Origin of the sequence: Amphibacillus cookii (assembly GCF_016908375.1) — a bacterium.
GTDB lineage: Bacteria > Bacillota > Bacilli > Bacillales > Amphibacillaceae > Amphibacillus_C > Amphibacillus_C cookii.
On sequence record NZ_JAFBDS010000001.1, the window covers coordinates 514391 to 533591 of the forward strand.

The 19201-nt window shown below is 37.1% G+C and carries 15 protein-coding genes; 11 read left to right on the top strand and 4 right to left on the bottom strand.

What is annotated here, in order from left to right; translation table 11 throughout:
- Positions 1-47 precede the first annotated feature (47 nt).
- Positions 48-968: an immunoglobulin-like domain-containing protein gene (locus JOE23_RS02265; RefSeq protein ID WP_204435665.1), complete on the top strand. Its 921-nt coding sequence runs from the start codon at positions 48-50 to the stop codon at positions 966-968.
- 171 nt (positions 969-1139) lie between these two features.
- On the opposite strand, the gene JOE23_RS02270 is transcribed toward JOE23_RS02265, so the two are convergent.
- Positions 1140-1940, bottom strand: a complete 801-nt coding sequence (locus tag JOE23_RS02270) for a VLRF1 family aeRF1-type release factor (RefSeq protein ID WP_204435666.1) — start codon at positions 1938-1940, stop codon at positions 1140-1142.
- Positions 1941-2168: 228 nt separating this feature from the next.
- Between JOE23_RS02270 and JOE23_RS02275 the strand changes: the two genes are divergently transcribed.
- On the top strand, positions 2169-2573 hold the full coding sequence (locus JOE23_RS02275; RefSeq protein WP_204435667.1) for a VOC family protein: 405 nt from the start codon (positions 2169-2171) through the stop codon (positions 2571-2573).
- A gap of 147 nt (positions 2574-2720) precedes the next feature.
- On the opposite strand, the gene JOE23_RS02280 is transcribed toward JOE23_RS02275, so the two are convergent.
- Positions 2721-3509 (bottom strand): SDR family oxidoreductase, encoded by a 789-nt coding sequence (locus JOE23_RS02280; RefSeq protein WP_204435668.1) that lies wholly within the window; start codon positions 3507-3509, stop codon positions 2721-2723.
- A gap of 433 nt (positions 3510-3942) precedes the next feature.
- Here JOE23_RS02280 and JOE23_RS02285 point away from each other — a divergent pair, with 433 nt between their 5' ends.
- Positions 3943-5529 carry a PTS transporter subunit EIIC gene (locus tag JOE23_RS02285; RefSeq protein WP_204435669.1) on the top strand — a complete coding sequence of 529 codons (1587 nt, stop codon included), beginning with the start codon at positions 3943-3945 and terminating at the stop codon, positions 5527-5529.
- On the top strand, positions 5516-6838 hold the full coding sequence (locus tag JOE23_RS02290) for a family 4 glycosyl hydrolase (RefSeq protein ID WP_204435670.1): 1323 nt from the start codon (positions 5516-5518) through the stop codon (positions 6836-6838). The genes JOE23_RS02285 and JOE23_RS02290 overlap by 14 nt, the downstream gene beginning before the upstream one ends.
- Before the next feature lie 409 nt (positions 6839-7247).
- Here JOE23_RS02290 and JOE23_RS02295 read toward each other — a convergent pair whose 3' ends face one another.
- A complete protein-coding gene (locus JOE23_RS02295; protein ID WP_204435671.1) occupies positions 7248-7985 on the bottom strand; it encodes a MurR/RpiR family transcriptional regulator in 738 nt (245 codons plus the stop codon).
- Between the two features lie 136 nt (positions 7986-8121).
- On the bottom strand, positions 8122-8688 hold the full coding sequence (locus JOE23_RS02300) for a M15 family metallopeptidase (RefSeq protein ID WP_204435672.1): 567 nt from the start codon (positions 8686-8688) through the stop codon (positions 8122-8124).
- Between the two features lie 263 nt (positions 8689-8951).
- On the opposite strand from JOE23_RS02300, the gene ilvD reads away from it, so the two are divergent.
- From ilvD to JOE23_RS02335, 7 genes are all read left to right on the top strand, one after another.
- The gene (ilvD, locus tag JOE23_RS02305) at positions 8952-10634 is read left to right on the top strand and encodes a dihydroxy-acid dehydratase (protein WP_204435673.1); all 1683 of its coding nucleotides are present in this window, start codon (positions 8952-8954) and stop codon (positions 10632-10634) included.
- Positions 10635-11102: 468 nt separating this feature from the next.
- Positions 11103-12818 carry a methyl-accepting chemotaxis protein gene (locus JOE23_RS02310; protein ID WP_338021878.1) on the top strand — a complete coding sequence of 572 codons (1716 nt, stop codon included), beginning with the start codon at positions 11103-11105 and terminating at the stop codon, positions 12816-12818.
- A 324-nt stretch (positions 12819-13142) separates the two neighbouring features.
- The gene (locus tag JOE23_RS02315) at positions 13143-14438 is read left to right on the top strand and encodes a sugar ABC transporter substrate-binding protein (protein WP_204435675.1); all 1296 of its coding nucleotides are present in this window, start codon (positions 13143-13145) and stop codon (positions 14436-14438) included.
- A 478-nt stretch (positions 14439-14916) separates the two neighbouring features.
- Complete coding sequence (locus JOE23_RS02320; RefSeq protein ID WP_275581437.1) at positions 14917-16236, top strand: sugar ABC transporter permease; 1320 nt, start codon at positions 14917-14919, stop codon at positions 16234-16236.
- A 17-nt stretch (positions 16237-16253) separates the two neighbouring features.
- Positions 16254-17096 carry a sugar ABC transporter permease gene (locus tag JOE23_RS02325; protein ID WP_204435825.1) on the top strand — a complete coding sequence of 281 codons (843 nt, stop codon included), beginning with the start codon at positions 16254-16256 and terminating at the stop codon, positions 17094-17096.
- A gap of 900 nt (positions 17097-17996) precedes the next feature.
- Complete coding sequence (locus JOE23_RS02330; RefSeq protein WP_204435676.1) at positions 17997-18881, top strand: 5'-3' exonuclease; 885 nt, start codon at positions 17997-17999, stop codon at positions 18879-18881.
- A complete protein-coding gene (locus JOE23_RS02335; RefSeq protein ID WP_204435826.1) occupies positions 18877-19197 on the top strand; it encodes a YjgN family protein in 321 nt (106 codons plus the stop codon). The genes JOE23_RS02330 and JOE23_RS02335 overlap by 5 nt, the downstream gene beginning before the upstream one ends.
- Positions 19198-19201: the final 4 nt, after the last annotated feature.

The following is a 19201-nucleotide window of genomic DNA, read 5'->3' on the forward strand; positions in this document are numbered from 1 at the left end:
CCCACTCGACCGAGAGACGACTGATAATTAAAGGGAGTGTACAGCTGATGTTTAAGAACAGATTGATGTATTTGCTTTTACTGCTATTATTAGTTGCCTGTGGACAGGCAGATTCAAGTCAAGGTGGTGATGATCATCAGAATTGGCAAGAGGGAAAAGGGGAACTACCGAGTAGGGTAGGTGAGGCACAAGAAGATGATAAATTTCAACATCTCGATTTTAAACATGCATTTCAAGATCAGGCATATTTAGCTGAAATGACGAACTTCAATACACCAACAGGTAAATGGTTTATGCTTGATGGTGAAGGTGAGTTTGGTTATGGGCTAACAACAGGCTATCAGGCCCCTGAGTCAGCAATCAACGTCCATTTAGTCAGTCATCAAGATGAAAATATATCATTTAACCAAAATATTCGTGTCCGTCTTACTAAAGTTGATCAAGACTTTAATACAACCGATCTGTTGATTGATGAAACTGTGCATATAGATGAAGTGGCTGAAGAAGAGCTAATATTAGAGGACAATCTTCCTAGTGAAGAAAATGTGCTGTATGTATTAAGTGCAGAGGTGTTAAATGAAGATGATGAAGTTGAAGATACGTTATTAGGTTTCATTGTGGTGGTATCAGATGAAATGAACGTGGAAATGTCCTTGGATCAATCGCACTATCATCAAGATGAAGAAGCGACCTTAACCGTTAAAAATTATGGGCCTACCCAGCTCATACTGGGAATGCATTATTCCATTGAGCAGAAAATAGATGATGATTGGAAGGTTGTTCCACTCGATCTTGCTTTTATTGAGATTGCCATTATATTAGGCCCTGGAGACTCACATCAACAGTCGATAGAGATAGCTGATCTTGAACCTGGAGAATATCGCGTGGTCAAGGACATTCAAGCTGAGACGTATCAAGAGGCGAGGGCCACGTTAGCTGTTGAATTTATCACAGATAACCGTCCGTAAAACACTTCAAAATAAGGCTTGTTTTATAGAAAGACGAATGATCATTGGGTTATCCGCCATTGATCATTCGTCTTCATTTTTTCTAAACGTATTTTGATTCTATCGTTTTAAAAGTAACGAATACCATGTATTTATCTCATTTGAATAGATTCGGAAAAGCGCATTGCACCTTTAATCTATTGCTTTTATAATCTCTGTTTCTTTACTGTCAAGCATATTTTTATCGAGGAAAGCATTAACAGATTTATTCATTTCACCGGCTAGTTCTTGTGTTTCTTCACTACTTCCAATTAAATATATATATTCCCAGTTGTGGTCTTTTGCTAGTTTATCTAGCTTTGGTGCAATCTGTTTGTACCAGCGATGGCGATTGGCTTCAAATCTTGCAATAAATTGCTCGCGCTTGGTACTTTTACCACCAGAGCCGACGGTAGCTCGGGCACGATGAGGGCCAGTATGTTGTCGCCAGTCTTCTGTATCCAAGTCTAACGCATAGAAGTAAGTATTTATAGGGCGCCCCAGTTCAGTTTCAACAATTTTAATCGCCTCTTTTTGGGTGAGTATTATACCTGTTTTCGGAAAATTTTGATGCAATTGAATAAGTTGATCAACTTTTGCTATTTCTTCCCAAAAGAATTCGGTTTGTACGGGAACCTGAAACCGCTCGGCAAACCAAGTCGAGTGATCAGGCGTCGCAAATATAATAACACTTTTTGCTAATTCAAGTTCGTGTTCTGCCATGTAGTCTTCAACGTCACTCTTTATTTTACAGAAATTCTCCAATTCTTCTTTATCACCTTCATTTTCTAAATATTTTTCAAAACGTTGCAAGCCATTTTTTAAATGAATTTTCCATTCGCCACCTTGTTGATCGGGATCTGCGGGATCTGTGTTTAAATACATTGTAAATACACGCTTTGGTTTCTCTAGATATATGCGTTCTAATCGCTTTATTTCTTTATTTAAATCCATACGTTGCATCTACTCCTTTATTTAATAATAGCTTCCTATAGTTCATTACTAACCTAAAATAAAAGGTGTTAAACCTTCGTTTCTTAAAGTGCTTATTTATAATAGAAAAGTTGCTTAAAAATAACTAGAAATACGCTATAATATAGAATGGATAGCACTTTAGATGAATAGATTCAAACGTAAATGGTAAATCAAATAGGTTTTAAAACAATAGGGGAGGGAATAGCTGTGACAACGGTAAGACCATTTTTAATGTTTACTGGCCAAGCAGAAGAGGCAATGCGATTGTATGTTGATAGTTTTGATGACGCTGAGATTAATGAATTACAACGTTATGGTCACAATGAAATAGGCAAAATAGACAAAGTTCAACAAGCAGTTTTCACCATTCACGGACAAACGATCATCTGTACCGATAGTATTGTTGAACATCAATTTGATTTTACACCATCAACTTCACTTTTTGTCGAATGCGATTCGCTTGAAGAATTAGAGCGTGTTTATCATAAGTTAATAACTGATGGAGAAATATTGATGCCTCTTGATCAATATGGATTTAGTGAGAAGTTCGTTTGGTTTAATGATCGTTTTGGTGTGTCATGGCAATTAAATTTTTCTAAAAAATTGCAGTGAGTTGAGGCGGAGCTTATCACCTTTGTTTTTTGGGGCTGGGACAACAATAAAAGTAATAAGTTCAAATACGAATGATCCGTTTTTAGTGGCTGGATCATTCGTATTTACAGAACATATTTTTGTTATGCCCTGGCCTCTTTGGGTGGATCAAAGTAAGGTTGAAGCACCATCAATATAAACCTCAGTTCCTGTAATATGTGCTGATGCATCAGAGACAAGGAAATGAACGAGGTCAGCGACTTGTTCTGGCTTTCCTCCTTTTCCTTCTAGCGGTTGATCTCCTTCTGGGTATTCTACAGGTATCTTTACTTTTTCTAAATTTTCTTCTTCTTTAAATGTATTTTTACCAATATTCGTTTCAATTAGACCAGGACATACGATGTTGACACGAATATGATATTCTGTAAGTTCTAGAGCGGCCATTTTACCAAATGCCATTTGTGCTGCTTTGCTTGAACTATAGGCAGACATACCAATCGCAGAAAACTTTCTCGTTCCATTAATGGAACTTGTGATCACCATACTACCCCCACGTTTTTTTAGATATGGAATCGCATATTTGGTTGTTAGAAAGGTCCCTTTTAAATTGGTTTCTAGTGTTTGGTCCCATTCTTCGGGGGTAATATCTTCAATGGGTGTAACCTTACCATTTATACCTGCGTTGGCAAACACGATATCAAGTTTACCGAAATGTTCAACAATCGATTTTATAGCTTGCTCAACCTGTTCGGGGTCACGAATATCGGCTTCTGCAATCATTGCTTCCCCATCATGTTTAATAATTTTCTTTTTCACGTGCTCTGCATCTTCTTTTTTTATATCGATTAATCCCACTTTTGCCCCTTCAGCGGCAAATTTTAATGCGGTTGCTTTGCCAATCCCTGAGCTTGCACCTGTAACAATTGCTACTTGATTTTTTAACGATGAGGTTTGCATATCTTGGCTCCTTGGGTTCATTTTTAAAATTTTATCTCATAAAATCAGCTCTTCATTAGTCTATTCTTTGTATACCCAATTTAGATTTATTTACACCATTTAAAAAAGTGTGGATTTCCACTAGACAGCTTAATTATTTGTGTTAAAACCTATTTATTAAACCACTTCATATGTTTTTCGCGATACTGAACTGCTGAACGCCTGTTTGCACTTGATGAGTCTGGTAACTATTCGCGGATTGGTAACCCAACCGTCGATGAATAGTTGCTATTACTTCGTTTAATTACGTATCAACCAAACGGTGTACAAGGACACAAATTTGTGTACATGTCCTTATCCTACGATCTTGTTTAGAACAAAGTCAACGGCATTGTAATCGGTTTCTTTGTCAATTATATTTAAATTAATAAAACAACAGGGGAGGGATTGAACAATGAAAGATTTTTTTCAGAAGTTAGGGAAATCATTAATGATGCCGATTTCAATTATAGCTGCAGCAGGTATCTTCTTAGGATTAGCTTCAATCTTGCAAAATCCAGATATTGTAGGTGAGACGTTTGTTTCATTTACGAGTGTACAAAATGTTATTGGCTTTGTTCGAGCATTAGCAGGAGCATTATTTGGAAATCTACCTATTTTGTTTGCGGTGTCAATAGCGATAGGAATGGCGAGAAAAGAGAAGCCGACTTCAGCATTTTCTGCAGTGATTGGATTTATTATTTTTCATATGACGTTGAACTATATATTAGCTCTCAATGGATATACGGTAGAAACGACTTCAATTGATTACTTAATGGGGCAAGGGATGACAGAGCTAGAAGCCACGCAAGTGAATGCTCAGTATGAGACCGTACTTGGCATTTTTACATTAAGAATGAATGTCTTTGCTGGAATCTTAGTAGGGGGCTTGGTTGCAGCGTTGCATAATAAATTCTATAACATTGAATTACCTGTAGCCATTAGTTTCTTTGGTGGTAAACGATTTATTCCAATTATTACGACCGTTGTTGTTCCTTTGCTAGGTTTAATCATGTATTACGTATGGCCACTGTTTGGAGCAGCAATTGAAGCACTGGGTAATATCATCGCAGATTCAGGTATATTTGGAACATTTTTATTTGGTTTTCTGGAACGTTTATTAATTCCAACGGGTCTTCATCATATTTTAAATCAACTCGTTCGATTTACACCGATTGGTGGCATTGCCATGATTGAAGGTGAACAAATTGTCGGTGCGTTGAATATCTTTAACACAGCACTTGCACAAGATGTTCTTGATTTTGACTTAATGGCTTCGGCTACACGATTTTTAGCACAAGGTAAGGTGCCATTTATGGTATTTGGTCTTCCAGCTGCTGGGCTCGCTATTATTAGAACAGCGAGAAGTGGTGAACAAAAGCGTGTCAAAGGTTTATTGTATGCCGCCTTATTGGCTTCATTCACAACGGGAATAACTGAACCGATTGAATTTTCATTTATTTTTGTTTCACCGATACTATTTGTTTTCCATGCTTTAATGTCAGGATTATCTTTTATGTTAATGGATTTATTTAATGTCGTTATTGGAAATGTTCAAGGTGGTGTGATTGATTTAACGGTATTTGGTGTTCTACAAGGAACCGAAACCAATTGGTTCTTTGCTGTTATTGTTGGGCTAGGTTACGCCTTTGCTTATTATTATTTCTTTAAATATATTATTGAGAAGAAAAATGTGCAGACACCAGGTCGTGAACAATTAGATGAGGGACAAGATGTGGTTATCAATGATGATGGTAACATCGGTGAGACGATTGTTCATGCTTTAGGTGGCGTTAATAACATTGAAGAAATTGAGAATTGTTTTACACGCCTTCGTCTTGTTTTAAAAGATGCAAATATTGCTGACGAAAAAGCCTTAAAGGAAACAGGAGCAGCAGGTGTTGTCAAAATAGATGATACACATTTACAAGTCATATATGGACCACAAGTAGAAGGGATTGCTGATAAAGTGAAAGGGGTGCCAGGAAATGAAGAAAAATAATATTGTATTAGTTGGTGGAGGGTCAACTTGGACACCAGGTATTTTGAAAGCGATGACCACACATTTAGATCAATTCGCGTTAAATCGTGTTGTCCTTTACGATATAGATGCAGAACGTCAAAATGTTATTGGAGCGTTTGCGAAAATATTGTTTAAAGAAGAAGCACCAGAAGTTGAGGTAGAATACACAACGGATAAAGAAGTGGCTTATAAAGATGTTGATTTTGTGTTCTGTCAAATGCGTACAGGTGGTTTTACCATGCGTGAACAAGATGAGAAAATTCCACTTAGCATGGGCTTAATTGGGCAAGAAACCTGTGGGCCGGGTGGCTTTGCTTATGGTTTGCGATCGATTCGTGATATGGTGGAAATGGTAAAAGATGTGCGACGCTTAAGTCCTGATGCCTGGATTTTAAATTATACCAATCCTGCAGCTATTGTCGGGTTAGCATTAGATAAAATTTTTCCTGAAGATGATCGAATTCTTAACATTTGTGATCAACCGGTTAACTTAATGCGTTCATATGCAAAATTAATTAATCATGATGTGAATAAATTGGAGCCGACATATTTTGGTTTGAATCATTTCGGCTGGTTTACAGCGATTTATGATGAGCACGGTACAGATGTGGCACCTAAAATTAAAGATATTGTGTTAAATGGTGGTTTTCGCCCAGTCGATGCGGAGCAACGGGATCAATCATGGTTAGATACGTATGCGATGGTAGAGGATATGTTGCGTGATTTTCCAGAATACTTACCGAATACGTATTTACAGTATTATCTCTATCCTCAATATAAGCAGACGAAGCTTGATCCAAACCATACGCGTACAGATGAAGTTCGTCAAGGCCGTGAGAAAAAAGTGTTTGCAGAATGTAAACGCATTGTTGATAATGGAACAGCTCAAGACTCTAGTGTTGTTCACAATGATGCACACGGTGATATGATGGTAGAAGTGGCTGCATCAATTGCCAATCATTTGCGTAAGACATATGTAGTGATTGTGAGAAACAATGGTATTGTCGCAAATCTGCCTGATGATGTCATGATTGAAGTCGCTGCTTCACTAGGCAAAAATGGACCAGCACCTTATGCGGTCGGTAAGATTGATACTTTTTATAAAGGTTTAATTGAAGGACAACATGCTTTTGAAAAATTAACAGTTGAATCTTATATTGAAGGATCGTATACAAAAGCTCTTCAAGCATTAACCCTAAATCGCACGGTTGTTGATGCTAAAAAAGCTCGACAAGTGTTAGATGCATTAATTGAAGCAAATAAAGGGTATTGGCCAGTATTAAAATAGAGAAAAGGATGGCAAAGAGGCCGGGACATAACAAAAATATGCTCTCCAAATACGAATGATGTTAGCATGTCTAGGTTTATCACATACCCGCAGAGGAAATATACTCCCTTTCTGCGGGCACGGCTTCAGCTAATTCAGTAAAGCCGAAAGCGCTTTACTGAATGGATCTTCAGCTCGTGCTGTTCCCGCTAGAGTGTCGCATATTTCCACTGCTCTTTGGTATCATTCGTATTTGATCTTATGTCTTTTACTTTTGTCCCAACCTCTTCATTATGTTTATCCCAGATAACGGTCGTAAAACGTCCGTCACAACACTTCTATTAGGTAAGAATTAACTGCTGTTCATGCACTGATTTATTCAACTACCAATCAGTGAAGGAAAACGCCAACCCGTGATTGAAGCTTCGTTTTAAGTATGATATTTTCTCAAATATTCGTTAAATAATAAATTAATAAGATAGTGAATACTAAAGCGGTCAGCTGCATCAATCCCACTTACACGGATGTTAGTCGTAAAACCATATAATTGGTAATGTGTTTGCTTAGCCAATGGATTAGTAGAGAAACCGGTTATACTTAGCGTTTTTGCACCTGCTACATTAGCAATAGTAGTTGCAGCAAGGACATTATCTGTTGTCCCACTGTTGCTAATTGCAATAGCTAAATCTTTGTTAGATAAGAGACTTGCATTATGCTTCATAACATGTGGATCGACAAAGATATGACTATTTTTACCTATCAATTGCAGACGTGCATCTAATTCTTGAGCAGGGAAACGTGATAGTCCTACCGCAAAAAATAAAATTTTTTCAGCATGATGTATACAGTTGATAATCTGATCAATAACTTTAGGGTTAACTAATTGTTTCGTTTTAACAATTTGCTCGTCTAAAGAAGTGATTTCAACCCAATCCTTTTTGGCTTGTTCTGCAGCATATAATCCTTCTTTAAAATCAGTAAATCCTTTAAATCCGAGTTTCTGACATAAGCGAATAATGGTATTTGGTGCTGTATAGTGTGTTTTAGCAACTTCTCGAACAGTTAAATCTTTTATTTTAGCTGAATGCTCCAACAAATAATCTAAAATCATTTGTTCTGTCTCGTTTAATAAATACTGATTCTCTTTTAATCGATCATAAAAATACATGGTTACCACCTCTTTTTAAACAGCTACAAGATCAATTTTATCACAGATAGCCGTTCATAAAACACCCCCATCAAAATAGAGCGTAGAGCAAATCGATTGAGATGGGTGATAATGTTTGGATTCACTCTACGAACCATCAGTGACCATCATCGATAAAGAAGATAAAATTTAGTAAATCATCACCAGGTCGATAGCCACGTTGTAATTGTTGAATGCTTAATCCATCGTCTAGTTGTAAATGTGGATAATCAGGAAATCGATCCCAATCTCCGCCCCAAGTGAATTCAAGTGATTTAGCAATATCAACGACTTCGAGCCAATCAGGCTCTCCACTATTATTTCCATCGTATTGCATATCCCAAATAATTTCTCCATCCTGTGATTTAAGCGCAAAATCAATTGCCAAGCCATAATTGTGATAAGACTCGCCACCTTGTGCATAAGTCACAACAGACCCTTCTGTCGATCGCCCCTGTTGATAAAGCTGATCTTGTTCATCTATAGATCGAAAGCCATCGGTAATGACAATATCAATGCCGCTATCGCGAGCTTGATCAATTAATTGATCTTTCTTCTCTTCTACGGTAGGATGCAATTGATCTGGCATTTCACGATTGCTTAATTCAATATGAAATCGAACAACTTGTATAATAAGAAAACAAAGAAATAGACTAATGAATAACCAGATAAGTCGACGAATCATTACATGCACCTCCAAGGGTATGTGTTTCACTATAACATATTTATCACAGATAAGTGTTCGTAAAACGCCCGCGAGAAAATAGAGAGCAGAGCTCATCTATATAGGCGGGAGCTAACGGACGCTAATATCCTGATCCACTCAACGCCCATCGATTGAAGGTCCGCTTTATTTTAGCCTGTATGACGAAAACTTTCTGAATTTAGCAAAAATATTGAAATCATGTAGAATTATCGATATAGTGAAGAAAGAATGGAGGGAAGCTAATGTCTAAAGATCTACGTATTAAAAGTAAGGTGTTTGATGATGAAAAAAGAGCACCCAATCGTGCTATGCTTCGAGCGGTTGGGTTAACAGATGAGGGTTTTACAAAACCAATGATTGGGATTGCTAGTACATGGAGTGAGGTCACCCCTTGTAATATTCATTTACATGGATTAGCAGAAAAAGCACGTGATGGTGCTAAAACTGCCGGTGGTGTTCCCTTGATTTTTAATACGATAACAGTATCTGATGGGATATCGATGGGAACGGATGGCATGCGCTATTCATTACCAAGTCGAGACGTAATTGCTGACTCGATAGAGACGGTAGTAGGTGCGGAGAATTTGGATGGATATGTCGCCATTGGTGGCTGTGATAAAAATATACCTGGTTGTATGATTGCCATTTCCCGTTCCGAAGTGCCATCTGTATTTGTTTATGGAGGGACTATTGCCCCTGGCTATCGTAATGGAGAGAAGCTTGACATTGTTTCTGTCTTTGAAGGGGTAGGAAAGTATAACAATGGAGATATTTCCCGTGAAGATCTCCATGGTATTGAATGTGCGGCATGCCCTGGTGCCGGATCTTGTGGAGGCATGTATACAGCAAATACAATGGCTTCAGCTGTAGAAGCCATGGGGATGAGTTTACCTGGAAGTTCCTCTAATCCGGCAGAATCAAAAGATAAATATCAAGATGTTGAACGAGCTGGTGAAGCGGTTTATCACTTGTTAGAAAAAGGCATCTATCCGAAAGATATTATGACTAAAAAAGCTTTTGAAAATGCGATTACGGTGGTCATGGCACTCGGTGGTTCAACGAATGCTGTTTTACATTTATTAGCGATTGCTCATGCTGCTGAAGTCGATCTAACGATTGATGACTTTGACCGCTTACAAAAGAAAGTACCACATTTAGCTGATTTAAAACCGAGTGGTAAATATGTCATGGAGGATTTGTATAAAGTCGGTGGTGTTTCTGCTGTAATGAAGCGCTTATTAGAACATGGTTATTTACATGGAGATTGCTTAACAGTTACAGGTAAAACCGTGGCAGAAAATCTAGCTGATGCACCAGACTTAACTGATAATGGGCAAATCATTCGCCCGTTTGATCAACCTTATCGAGAGACAGGACCTCTTGTTATTTTAAAAGGTAACTTAGCACCAAGGGGCGCGGTTGCAAAAGTATCAGGTGTCAAAGTAAAGCGTCATACGGGTCCAGCACGTGTCTTTGACAATGAACGTGAAGCAACTCAAGCCGTAATGGATAATAAAATTAACGAAGGTGACGTTCTTGTGATTCGAGGTGTAGGTCCTAAGGGTGGCCCTGGTATGCCGGAAATGCTATCGATTTCTGCTATTTTAGTGGGTAAAGGATTAGGAGAGAAGGTTGCGTTATTAACTGATGGTCGTTTTTCAGGCGGTACCCACGGTCTTGTTGTGGGCCATATTGCTCCAGAAGCTCAAGATAAAGGGCCAATTGCAATTTTACAAGAAGGTGATGAGGTAACGATTGATTCTGATCTTCAAGATATTTCAGTTGATCTCGATGATCATGAAATAGAAATGCGCTTTAAACAGTGGACCCCACCACGTCTTCATCAAAAAGGTGTATTAGGTAAGTACGCACATAATGTTTCTTGTTCTTCGATAGGTGCGGTTACCGATCATTTTAATGATTAACTAAATGAAAATCATACGAGAATTATAAAAGGAAGCTGACACGGGTTAGCTTCCTTTTATAATATGATCAAGACTAATTTGTAAAAAAGAGTTTAGGATTATGAATATTTGCAAGAAGATTTTAATATTGGCAATGATTTAAAAATAAATTATACTTGTATCATAAGTTAGTTAAATTAATTTACAAAATAAAATTAGTTATTTTGTAATATTTTTTTAATTGAACAAAAGGGGGGAATAACTCATATTATTGTGTAAGATTCACCTCTAACCGTACAATCCAGAATAATTGATCGACGTAAATAGATGGTCATTACCATTTACCCTGAAGGGCTAATCCCGTCTAATAGAACTAGATAAAAATGGCCGGGCGTGGTAAACTAACAATTGAACGAAAGCGATTGCACTAATTAATCCACTATCTACGTTGATTAGAAAGCAGCTAGGATATGAAGGGAAGTGACAGAGGTGAAACTAAGAAAATTTAACAAAATGAAAGCGAATACAGGGAAGGGGTTAATTCGTAAGTTATATGGTTTGATTGGTGTGATTATGTTAACATGTATAATCGCTGCCGGATTTATCTATGCATATAGTTCGAACGTATCTGAACAGAGTACAACTCTAGAAGAAACGGCAAGCTTACAACAAGATTTCTCTGAGTTGGTCAATCATTTGAACCAGACAAGTATTATTTATTATCAGTTAGCGACATCTGGTTATAATCAAGATCAAATTGACCAAGTAGAACAATCGTTAGCTGATGCAAGGGAAATATTTAATATATTATCTTCAGGGGTTAATGAAGATGATCAACTATATCACTATTTCCAACATCTTGACGATGCAATAACAACGTATCAAAATATTTATGAACAAAACTTTACAGCAGTATTCGTTGGTGATGAAGCAGAGCGTGTGCGTTCACGTGTCGTACCTGTTATTACAAGAAATGAAGAATCGATTAACTCGGTTAACGAACGGATTCAAACCAGTTTGGCAGATCAAAGAGATAATGTCTCAGATGCACTACAACAGTCTTTGTCCAGTTCTGAGTTTGTTATTATGTTAGCTTTGGCTGTCCTTATTATGGTTCCACTGATAAGCTTAATATTTTTTGCGAAAAATTTAAATAGTGGTGTAGGGCTTGTTATGAAACGCATTAAAGCGTACCATGATGGCGATTTGTCCTATCACCATGATATAAAGATAAAGAGGCAGGATGAATTTGCTGAGATTGACAGTCGATTGGCGAACATGGGTGATCAACTTCAAAGTGTTTTAATAAAAAATAGACAGATCAGTAAAGATGTTCTCAATGTTGTCCAATCAGCTTCAGAGAAGTCTTTCGAGCAATTTAAAGGTATGAGGGAAATTGAGGATATGATGGAGCAATTTTCAGTTGAAATGGAAAGGCAAACGGATTTTACTGGGACAATTTCAGCTACAACAGAAGAAGTTTCTGCAAGTTCAGAAGAAATCCAAACTTCTATTGGTTATATGAGCGAGCAATTGGGAGAGCTTGAACATGTGTCTAACCATGGTTTGGACCTTATGGATAATCTGGAGTCATCAATGACTTCCTTGAATAATCAAACGTCTAGTACAGCTGAAAGAATATCCGTAATTGAAGAATATTTAGAGCACATTACTTCGTTTATTAAAGGTATTGATGAGATTGCGGATCAAACGAATTTATTGGCGATTAATGCATCAATTGAAGCTGCAAAGGCTGGTCAAGAGGGTAAAAGTTTTGCGGTGGTTGCTGATGAAATTAGAAAACTGTCGCAGGGAACCAATGATTTCTCAAAGCAAACAAAAGATGTATTGGTGGAGTTGAGCCAAGAAGTTGAACAGGTTGTCCGTGCCTTTCAACAGTTTAAATCACATAGTATGGAATCGTTAGAGAAGACAGCAGAATCTGCTCATTTATTTAAAAGAATCTCAGACGATAATTCTAAGATAACATGTGAACATCAAGATATTAATGAGTCAATCAAACAAATTAATCGTGCGATCGAAGAAGTGGTGAATTCAGTAACTGAACTTGTTAATAGCGCAAGCGTTTTACAAGAAAAAAGCGTAGATGTAACGAGAATTATTGAAACACAAACACAAAGACAAGAATTATTATCTAATGAAGTCATTTCATTGGAAGAAACAGCTCAGAAGCTAAATCATTAAATGCTAACGCAACAATAGTTTAAGCGTTTTCAAAAAATATGATTTTTTTCTTAAAAAGGGTTGTCAATTGAAATGGTTCAGTAGTATAATAGAATCGAAATACGGTGCAAGCGATTTCGCATTTTTGAACGCATGAGGAGCGAGCACAGTTATTACAATCATTGACGATTCATTTAAGCAATTGAATGATAGTGTTTCGTTTAAGCTGCCAAGCTATTATTTAATTGTTAAATGAAAGCGATTTATAAGAGCGCTTTCGAACTTATTATTGTTGCAATGATTGTAAGTTTATTTCAAACACTCATTTAGAGGGGGAAACAAAGAATGTTAAAAAGTAAATCTTTTTGGTTCACAGCAGTGCTTATGTTAGTTTTATCTATATTTTTAGTTGCGTGTGGTGGAGATGGTGAAACAGAAGAATCTAATGCACCAGCAGATGATACGACAGAAGAAACGGCAGAGACTGGGAATGGCGACATTCCAGAAAAGCCTGAATCACTATCTATGTGGGTTAATGATGAAGAGCAACAATTAGATGCTTATGAAGAAATTGCAGAACGCTTTGAAGCAGAGTATGATATAGCGGTTAATATTACACCATACAACATGTTAGATCAATTAGATGGGATTGGCTTAGACGGACCATCTGGTCAAGGTCCAGATCTCTTTTTTCAGCCACATGACCGGATGGGTGATATTCACTTACAAGGTGTAGCAGCAGAACTGGAGTTTACCGAAGAACAACAGGAAAGATTAGCTGAATATAATGAAGAAGCTTTACAATCTTTTAGCTATGAAGGGATTCAATATGGTATCCCTGCTGTAGTAGAAACATATGGAATGTTTGTTAATACGGATTTAGTATCTGATATTCCAGAAACAATGGATGAAGTCATGGAGATTGCTCGTGATTTGACAGAAGGTAATCAATATGGATTTTTAATGAATGCATACGACCTTTACTTCACTTACCCGTTCTTAACAGGTAATGGCGGTTACATTTTTGCACAAGATGCTAACGGTATATATGATACAACAGATATCGGTTTAAATGCACCAGAAACAGTTGAAAGTGCAGAAACAATAGCTTCATGGTTTGAAGAAGGGTTAATTCCTCAAGGTATTGATTTAGATGTTATGAACGGTTTATTTATGGATGGTCAAGTTGGATTAGTCATTAACGGGCCATGGGCGATACCAGATTATCGTGATGCCTTAGGTGATAGTTTAGAAATTGCACCATTACCAACAGTTGATGGTGAAAGATTAAATTCGTTCTCAGGAAATAAAGGCTGGTTAGTCAACTATTATACTGATCATCAATACTGGGCAACTGAGTTGGCTTTATTCTTGACCAATCAAGAAAATTCAACTACTTATTATGAAGTGGCGGGAGAATTACCTGCACACACAGAAGTTGAAATTGAAGATGAATTAATGGAACCGATCTTCGAGCAAACGCTATCAGCACACCCAATGCCAAATATCCCTGAAATGTCTAAAGTTTGGGAACCGATGGAAGATGCGTTGAATTTCATTGCTCAAGGTGATGATATTCAAGAGGTATTGGATGAGATGGTCCAAATCATTGAAGATGAAATTGCGATAATGGGCCAATAAATGTTTTTGGAGAAGGGATTGAGAGATAATTTATCTTCTCAATCCCCTCTATTTTTACTATTATCGAAGTGTTAATCTTAACTAAACAATGTTAAGTGTTGAGGTTGAATTTAATAAGACGAAGTATAAGAAAAGCTAGTACATTTACTAAGAAAGCATGCGCTTTTACATGTGTGAACGAAAACCCCCACTGATTGAAGATTCGTTTTATAAGAATATCAATTGACGGAACAAGCGCAGTAACGCACTAGAGATTAGACAATAAAGCGTTCAGATATTAGTGCTTGGTAACTGCTGTTTAAGTCTTAGTATAGATAAAACCATCGTGTGATATGTGAGATGATGTCAGTGTTATGGGTGGAAATAATTGTTGCTAATACTAAAAGAGTGATTTTTTGTTTTTGTATTAATGACAAGTTTCACCCAAAAAAACTTGGTGTTAAGTCGAGTTTTTCTAAAGAAGGAGGGAAAGGCTATTATGGCTACTAAAGACAGTCAAGAGATGAATAATAATCATAAAAGATCAGATGGCTCTAATCATAACCCCACATTTGCTATGCTGCTATCCATTATTCCAGGTCTAGGTCAAATTTACAATAAACGCTATATTAAAGGTGCAACGATCTTCATTTTATTTGCTGCTTTTGTGATTGTTATGTATGACTTTATGTCATCAGGTCTTCAAGGTTTAATTACATTAGGAGAAGTAGAGCGTGCCGATGATTCAAGAATCTTTTTAAGTGAAGGGATATTATCACTAATCTTCTTTACATTCTTCTTAGTTTTTTATTTTATTAACATTCAAGATGCTAAACGTGATGCGATTAAAATTAAGAATGGCTGGAGAGTAACAGGCGTTCTTGAAGGCTTTAGAAATGCTTGGGATGCAGGTTTTCCATACTTGCTTGTCGGTCCAGGTTTAATTTTTCTAATATTTGTGGTATTGTTTCCGTTATTATTTATGGCATTTTTAGCATTTACGAATTACACCTTATATAATGCTCCGCCAAGAAGTCTATTAGATTGGGTAGGATTCCAAAATTTCGTTAATCTATTTACGATTAGTGAATGGCGTACGACTTTTATGAGTGTATTGTCATGGACGTTAATTTGGACGTTCATGGCGACGACGCTATCAATTGGATTAGCGATGTTCTTAGCTGTTCTAACCAACGACAAGCGACTTAAAGGTAAAAAGCTTATTCGAACCGTATTTATTTTACCATGGGCGGTACCAGGATTTGTAACCATCATCATTTTCTCAGCGTTATTTAATGATAATTTTGGTGCGATAAATAATGATATTATTCAGCCACTATTTAATAATTCGATCCCTTGGCTAACCGATCCCACTTGGACGAGGATTGCCCTTATTATGATTCAAGTCTGGTTAGGTTTCCCATATATTTATGCCCTTTTTACTGGTGTACTGCAAGGAATATCGGGTGATTGGTATGAAGCAGCTGATATGGATGGAGCAACACGTTGGCAGAAATTTAGAAACATTACGTTTCCACACCTCATGTTTGCAACAGGTCCATTATTAATTACTCAATTTACATTCAACTTTAATAACTTTAATATTATTTACCTCTTCAATGAAGGGGGACCGGCTGTCCGTGGTCAAACGGCGGGTGGAACCGATATTTTAATTTCTTGGATTTACAATTTAACTTTTACGAATTCACAATATAGTATGGCTGCTGCCATATCAATAATTTTAGGATTGATCGTTGCGACGTTTGCATTTTTCCAATTCCGTCGTTCGCGTTCCTTTAAAGAGGAGGGGACTTACTAATGGCTAAAAGACAACCTATGGGTAGAAAAACAAAGAACAGATTAGAAATTGCAGCCATGTACTTAATTATTGCCGTTATGTTTGTCATTATCTTTTACCCGTTATTATGGGCGTTCGGTATATCTTTAAATCCAAGCTCCAATTTATATGGTGCATCGATCATTCCTGAAAATTGGTCATTTGTACATTATGAATGGCTGTTTACAAGTCCAAGAAGTAACTATTTATTATGGTATCAAAATACTTTAGTGGTTGCTTTATCTGTATCGTTGATCGGGACATTACTAGTCAGTTTTACTGCTTATGCCTTTTCACGTTATCGATTTAGAGGAAGAAAATATGGATTATATGCTTTCCTCCTACTGCAAATGTTTCCAGTGTTAATGGCGATGGTGGCACTCTATATCTTACTTAACACGATTGGTTTATTAGATAGTTTGTTAGGGTTGATTATTATTTATATTGGTAACAATATTCCGATGAACGCCTTTTTGGTTAAGGGTTACTTTGATACATTGCCGCAAGAATTGGATGAATCAGCAAAGATGGATGGTGCAGGGCATTTTAGAATATTCTTTCAGATCCTGTTACCATTAGCTAAACCGATCTTATCGGTGGTTGCTCTATTTAACTTTATGCACCCGTTTATGGATTTTATCCTGCCACGTATTGTATTAAGAAGTCCAGAGAATTATACATTAGCACTTGGTTTGTTTAATTTTGTTAATGATCAGTTCTCTAACAACTTCACGCGATTTGCTGCAGGGGCGATCCTGATTGCAGTACCAATAGCAACGGTATATTTGTTCTTACAAAAATATTTAATTTCTGGACTTGCATCAGGTGCAACGAAAGGTTAATAATTATCATGCACGAAAAACTATCAAGCTAATAAACTGCTTGATAGTTTTTTAATTGGTTATTTGTATTTGTTTTAGACGCACATGTGAGCTATGTTCCGCTTTCACTCTCCCAAGCACAAGGGAGACATCTTGGTAAACGCAGTGTCTCCCTACCCGTGAGCGTGGCTTGAGTTACTCTCACGCAATTCTACACCTATCTCACCTGCAAAATTGAAACAGCTAATTAATTAATGGTTTTCGTTCAAGCTCATCAAGCGACATGTCAATCTGTGGGCGTTAGATTTACACCGAAGACATCGCAGAATAAGAAACTTCTTATTCTAGGTGTGTCACATCTTCTTCGCTTAATTTCGTGCGGTTGGGTTTACGCATTCCGTATGAACCACCTGTCTAAGTGGAGATAAGCAAGGGGTGAGACTTCTGCGGGAATAGGGTGAGCTGAAGATCCACTTGAGGCGTGATCTTTACGACTCAAGTTAGCTGAAGCCATCTCCGCGAAAAGCGAATCCTTTGCTTTTCGGAACGACATAACGTGCTAAACGTATGAGAAGGTTGAATGACTATGTTCAGTGTGCGAAAGTTGAGTTATCATTAAATGATAAACTCACCGCGGCACACCTAAAAATGATATACTGAAACCTGAATAATAAAAAGATACATTGTAAGAAAGTCTGTGGGGATAGCCTCAGTGCTAAGCAACTGCAACGAGATAGGATTATGAACAGGCCGGACCCCTCGGAAAATCACAGCAGTGAAACTTAATAGCTTTATCACAGATAGCCCTGATAAATCGCTTGCTGATTGAAGTTGCGTTTGATCCAGACTATCATTCAGAAAAGTGAGTAAAAGGACGAGTCTGAAAAGGAATCATAAACATAATAGACGAGGTGTTAGGTGATGGAGAACAACAAATTATTAGTTATTGACGGCTTTAATTTATTAAGCCGTGGCTACTTTGCAACAGCGTACAATAAGACAGCAGATCAACTATCGCGGAATTCACATGGTTTGTATACTAACGCATTACGTGTATTTATGCAAAAATTATTCAATTTAATTAATCAGCATCAAACGACACATTTAGCGATTGCTTGGGATGTGAAACGGGAAGAAACGGATCGCCGGAAAAAATATGATTTTTATAAAGCGAGTCGAAATGAATTGCCTGAGCCACTGATCCAACAGTATGAAACACTTATTGATGTTTTAAACCAATTAGGTGTTGCACAGTTAACACTCCCTCCACATGAAGCAGATGATGTCATTGGTTCATTAGCATATAAATGGTCTACTGAAACCGATCATCAATGCTTAATTTATAGTAATGATAAAGATTTATTGCAATTGTTAAACAGCCAAACGTCACAAGTGATTGCACAGAAGCGAGTGGAAACCGTCTATACTTACAAACATTTTCAAGAAGAGTACGGGATTGAGCCTTATCAGTGGATTGAAGTTAAAGCCCTATTAGGTGATGCTAGTGATAATATTCCGGGTGTACCTGGTGTTGGGGCCAAGTCAGCCTTACCTCTTATTCAAGACTATCAATCTATTGATCAATTATATAAAACCTTATTGGAGCTTGATTCAAAATACAATCGCTACAAAAAGAAATTGCTTGAAGGGGAAAAATTAGCTAAAATAAGTAAAGAGTTGGTGACAATAAATTGTGCGATTGATTATTTTGATGATTTTGATCTTATGACATTATCTTATCATTTACAACATACTCAGATTCGCCATTTAATGGAATCACTCGAGCTAAACATACGATTACATTAAAGGAGGGATAAGAGTGGAAAAGTCATATTTTGATGGAGGTCTTTTTGAATATGTTGGCTGGGTTATTCTAGGGACAATCGTAACGGTGTTAACATTTGGTATTTGTTATCCATGGTCTTTGGTCATGCGCTATCGTTGGAAAATTAACCATACAGTAGTAGAAGGAAAGCGACTCCAATTTAATGGTACAGCAGTAGGATTATTCGGTCATTGGATTAAATGGTGGTTGCTTACTTTAATTACTGTAGGTATTTATGGTTTTTGGTTATTTATCAAATTAGAGCAATGGAAAGTGAAAAATACAACGTTCCGTTAAATGA

What these genes read in the sequence shown, in the direction of transcription:
- JOE23_RS02300 (WP_204435672.1), bottom strand. Translation starts at nt 8,688, where the DNA reads ATGATTCGTCGACTTATCTGGTTATTCATTAGTCTATTTCTTTGTTTT.
- JOE23_RS02285 (WP_204435669.1), top strand. Translation starts at nt 3,943, where the DNA reads ATGAAAGATTTTTTTCAGAAGTTAGGGAAATCATTAATGATGCCGATT.
- JOE23_RS02325 (WP_204435825.1), top strand. Translation starts at nt 16,254, where the DNA reads ATGGGTAGAAAAACAAAGAACAGATTAGAAATTGCAGCCATGTACTTA.
- JOE23_RS02315 (WP_204435675.1), top strand. Translation starts at nt 13,143, where the DNA reads ATGTTAAAAAGTAAATCTTTTTGGTTCACAGCAGTGCTTATGTTAGTT.
- JOE23_RS02320 (WP_275581437.1), top strand. Translation starts at nt 14,917, where the DNA reads ATGGCTACTAAAGACAGTCAAGAGATGAATAATAATCATAAAAGATCA.
- JOE23_RS02270 (WP_204435666.1), bottom strand. Translation starts at nt 1,940, where the DNA reads ATGGATTTAAATAAAGAAATAAAGCGATTAGAACGCATATATCTAGAG.
- JOE23_RS02280 (WP_204435668.1), bottom strand. Translation starts at nt 3,509, where the DNA reads ATGCAAACCTCATCGTTAAAAAATCAAGTAGCAATTGTTACAGGTGCA.
- ilvD (WP_204435673.1), top strand. Translation starts at nt 8,952, where the DNA reads ATGTCTAAAGATCTACGTATTAAAAGTAAGGTGTTTGATGATGAAAAA.
- JOE23_RS02290 (WP_204435670.1), top strand. Translation starts at nt 5,516, where the DNA reads ATGAAGAAAAATAATATTGTATTAGTTGGTGGAGGGTCAACTTGGACA.
- JOE23_RS02295 (WP_204435671.1), bottom strand. Translation starts at nt 7,985, where the DNA reads ATGTATTTTTATGATCGATTAAAAGAGAATCAGTATTTATTAAACGAG.
- JOE23_RS02265 (WP_204435665.1), top strand. Translation starts at nt 48, where the DNA reads ATGTTTAAGAACAGATTGATGTATTTGCTTTTACTGCTATTATTAGTT.
- JOE23_RS02330 (WP_204435676.1), top strand. Translation starts at nt 17,997, where the DNA reads ATGGAGAACAACAAATTATTAGTTATTGACGGCTTTAATTTATTAAGC.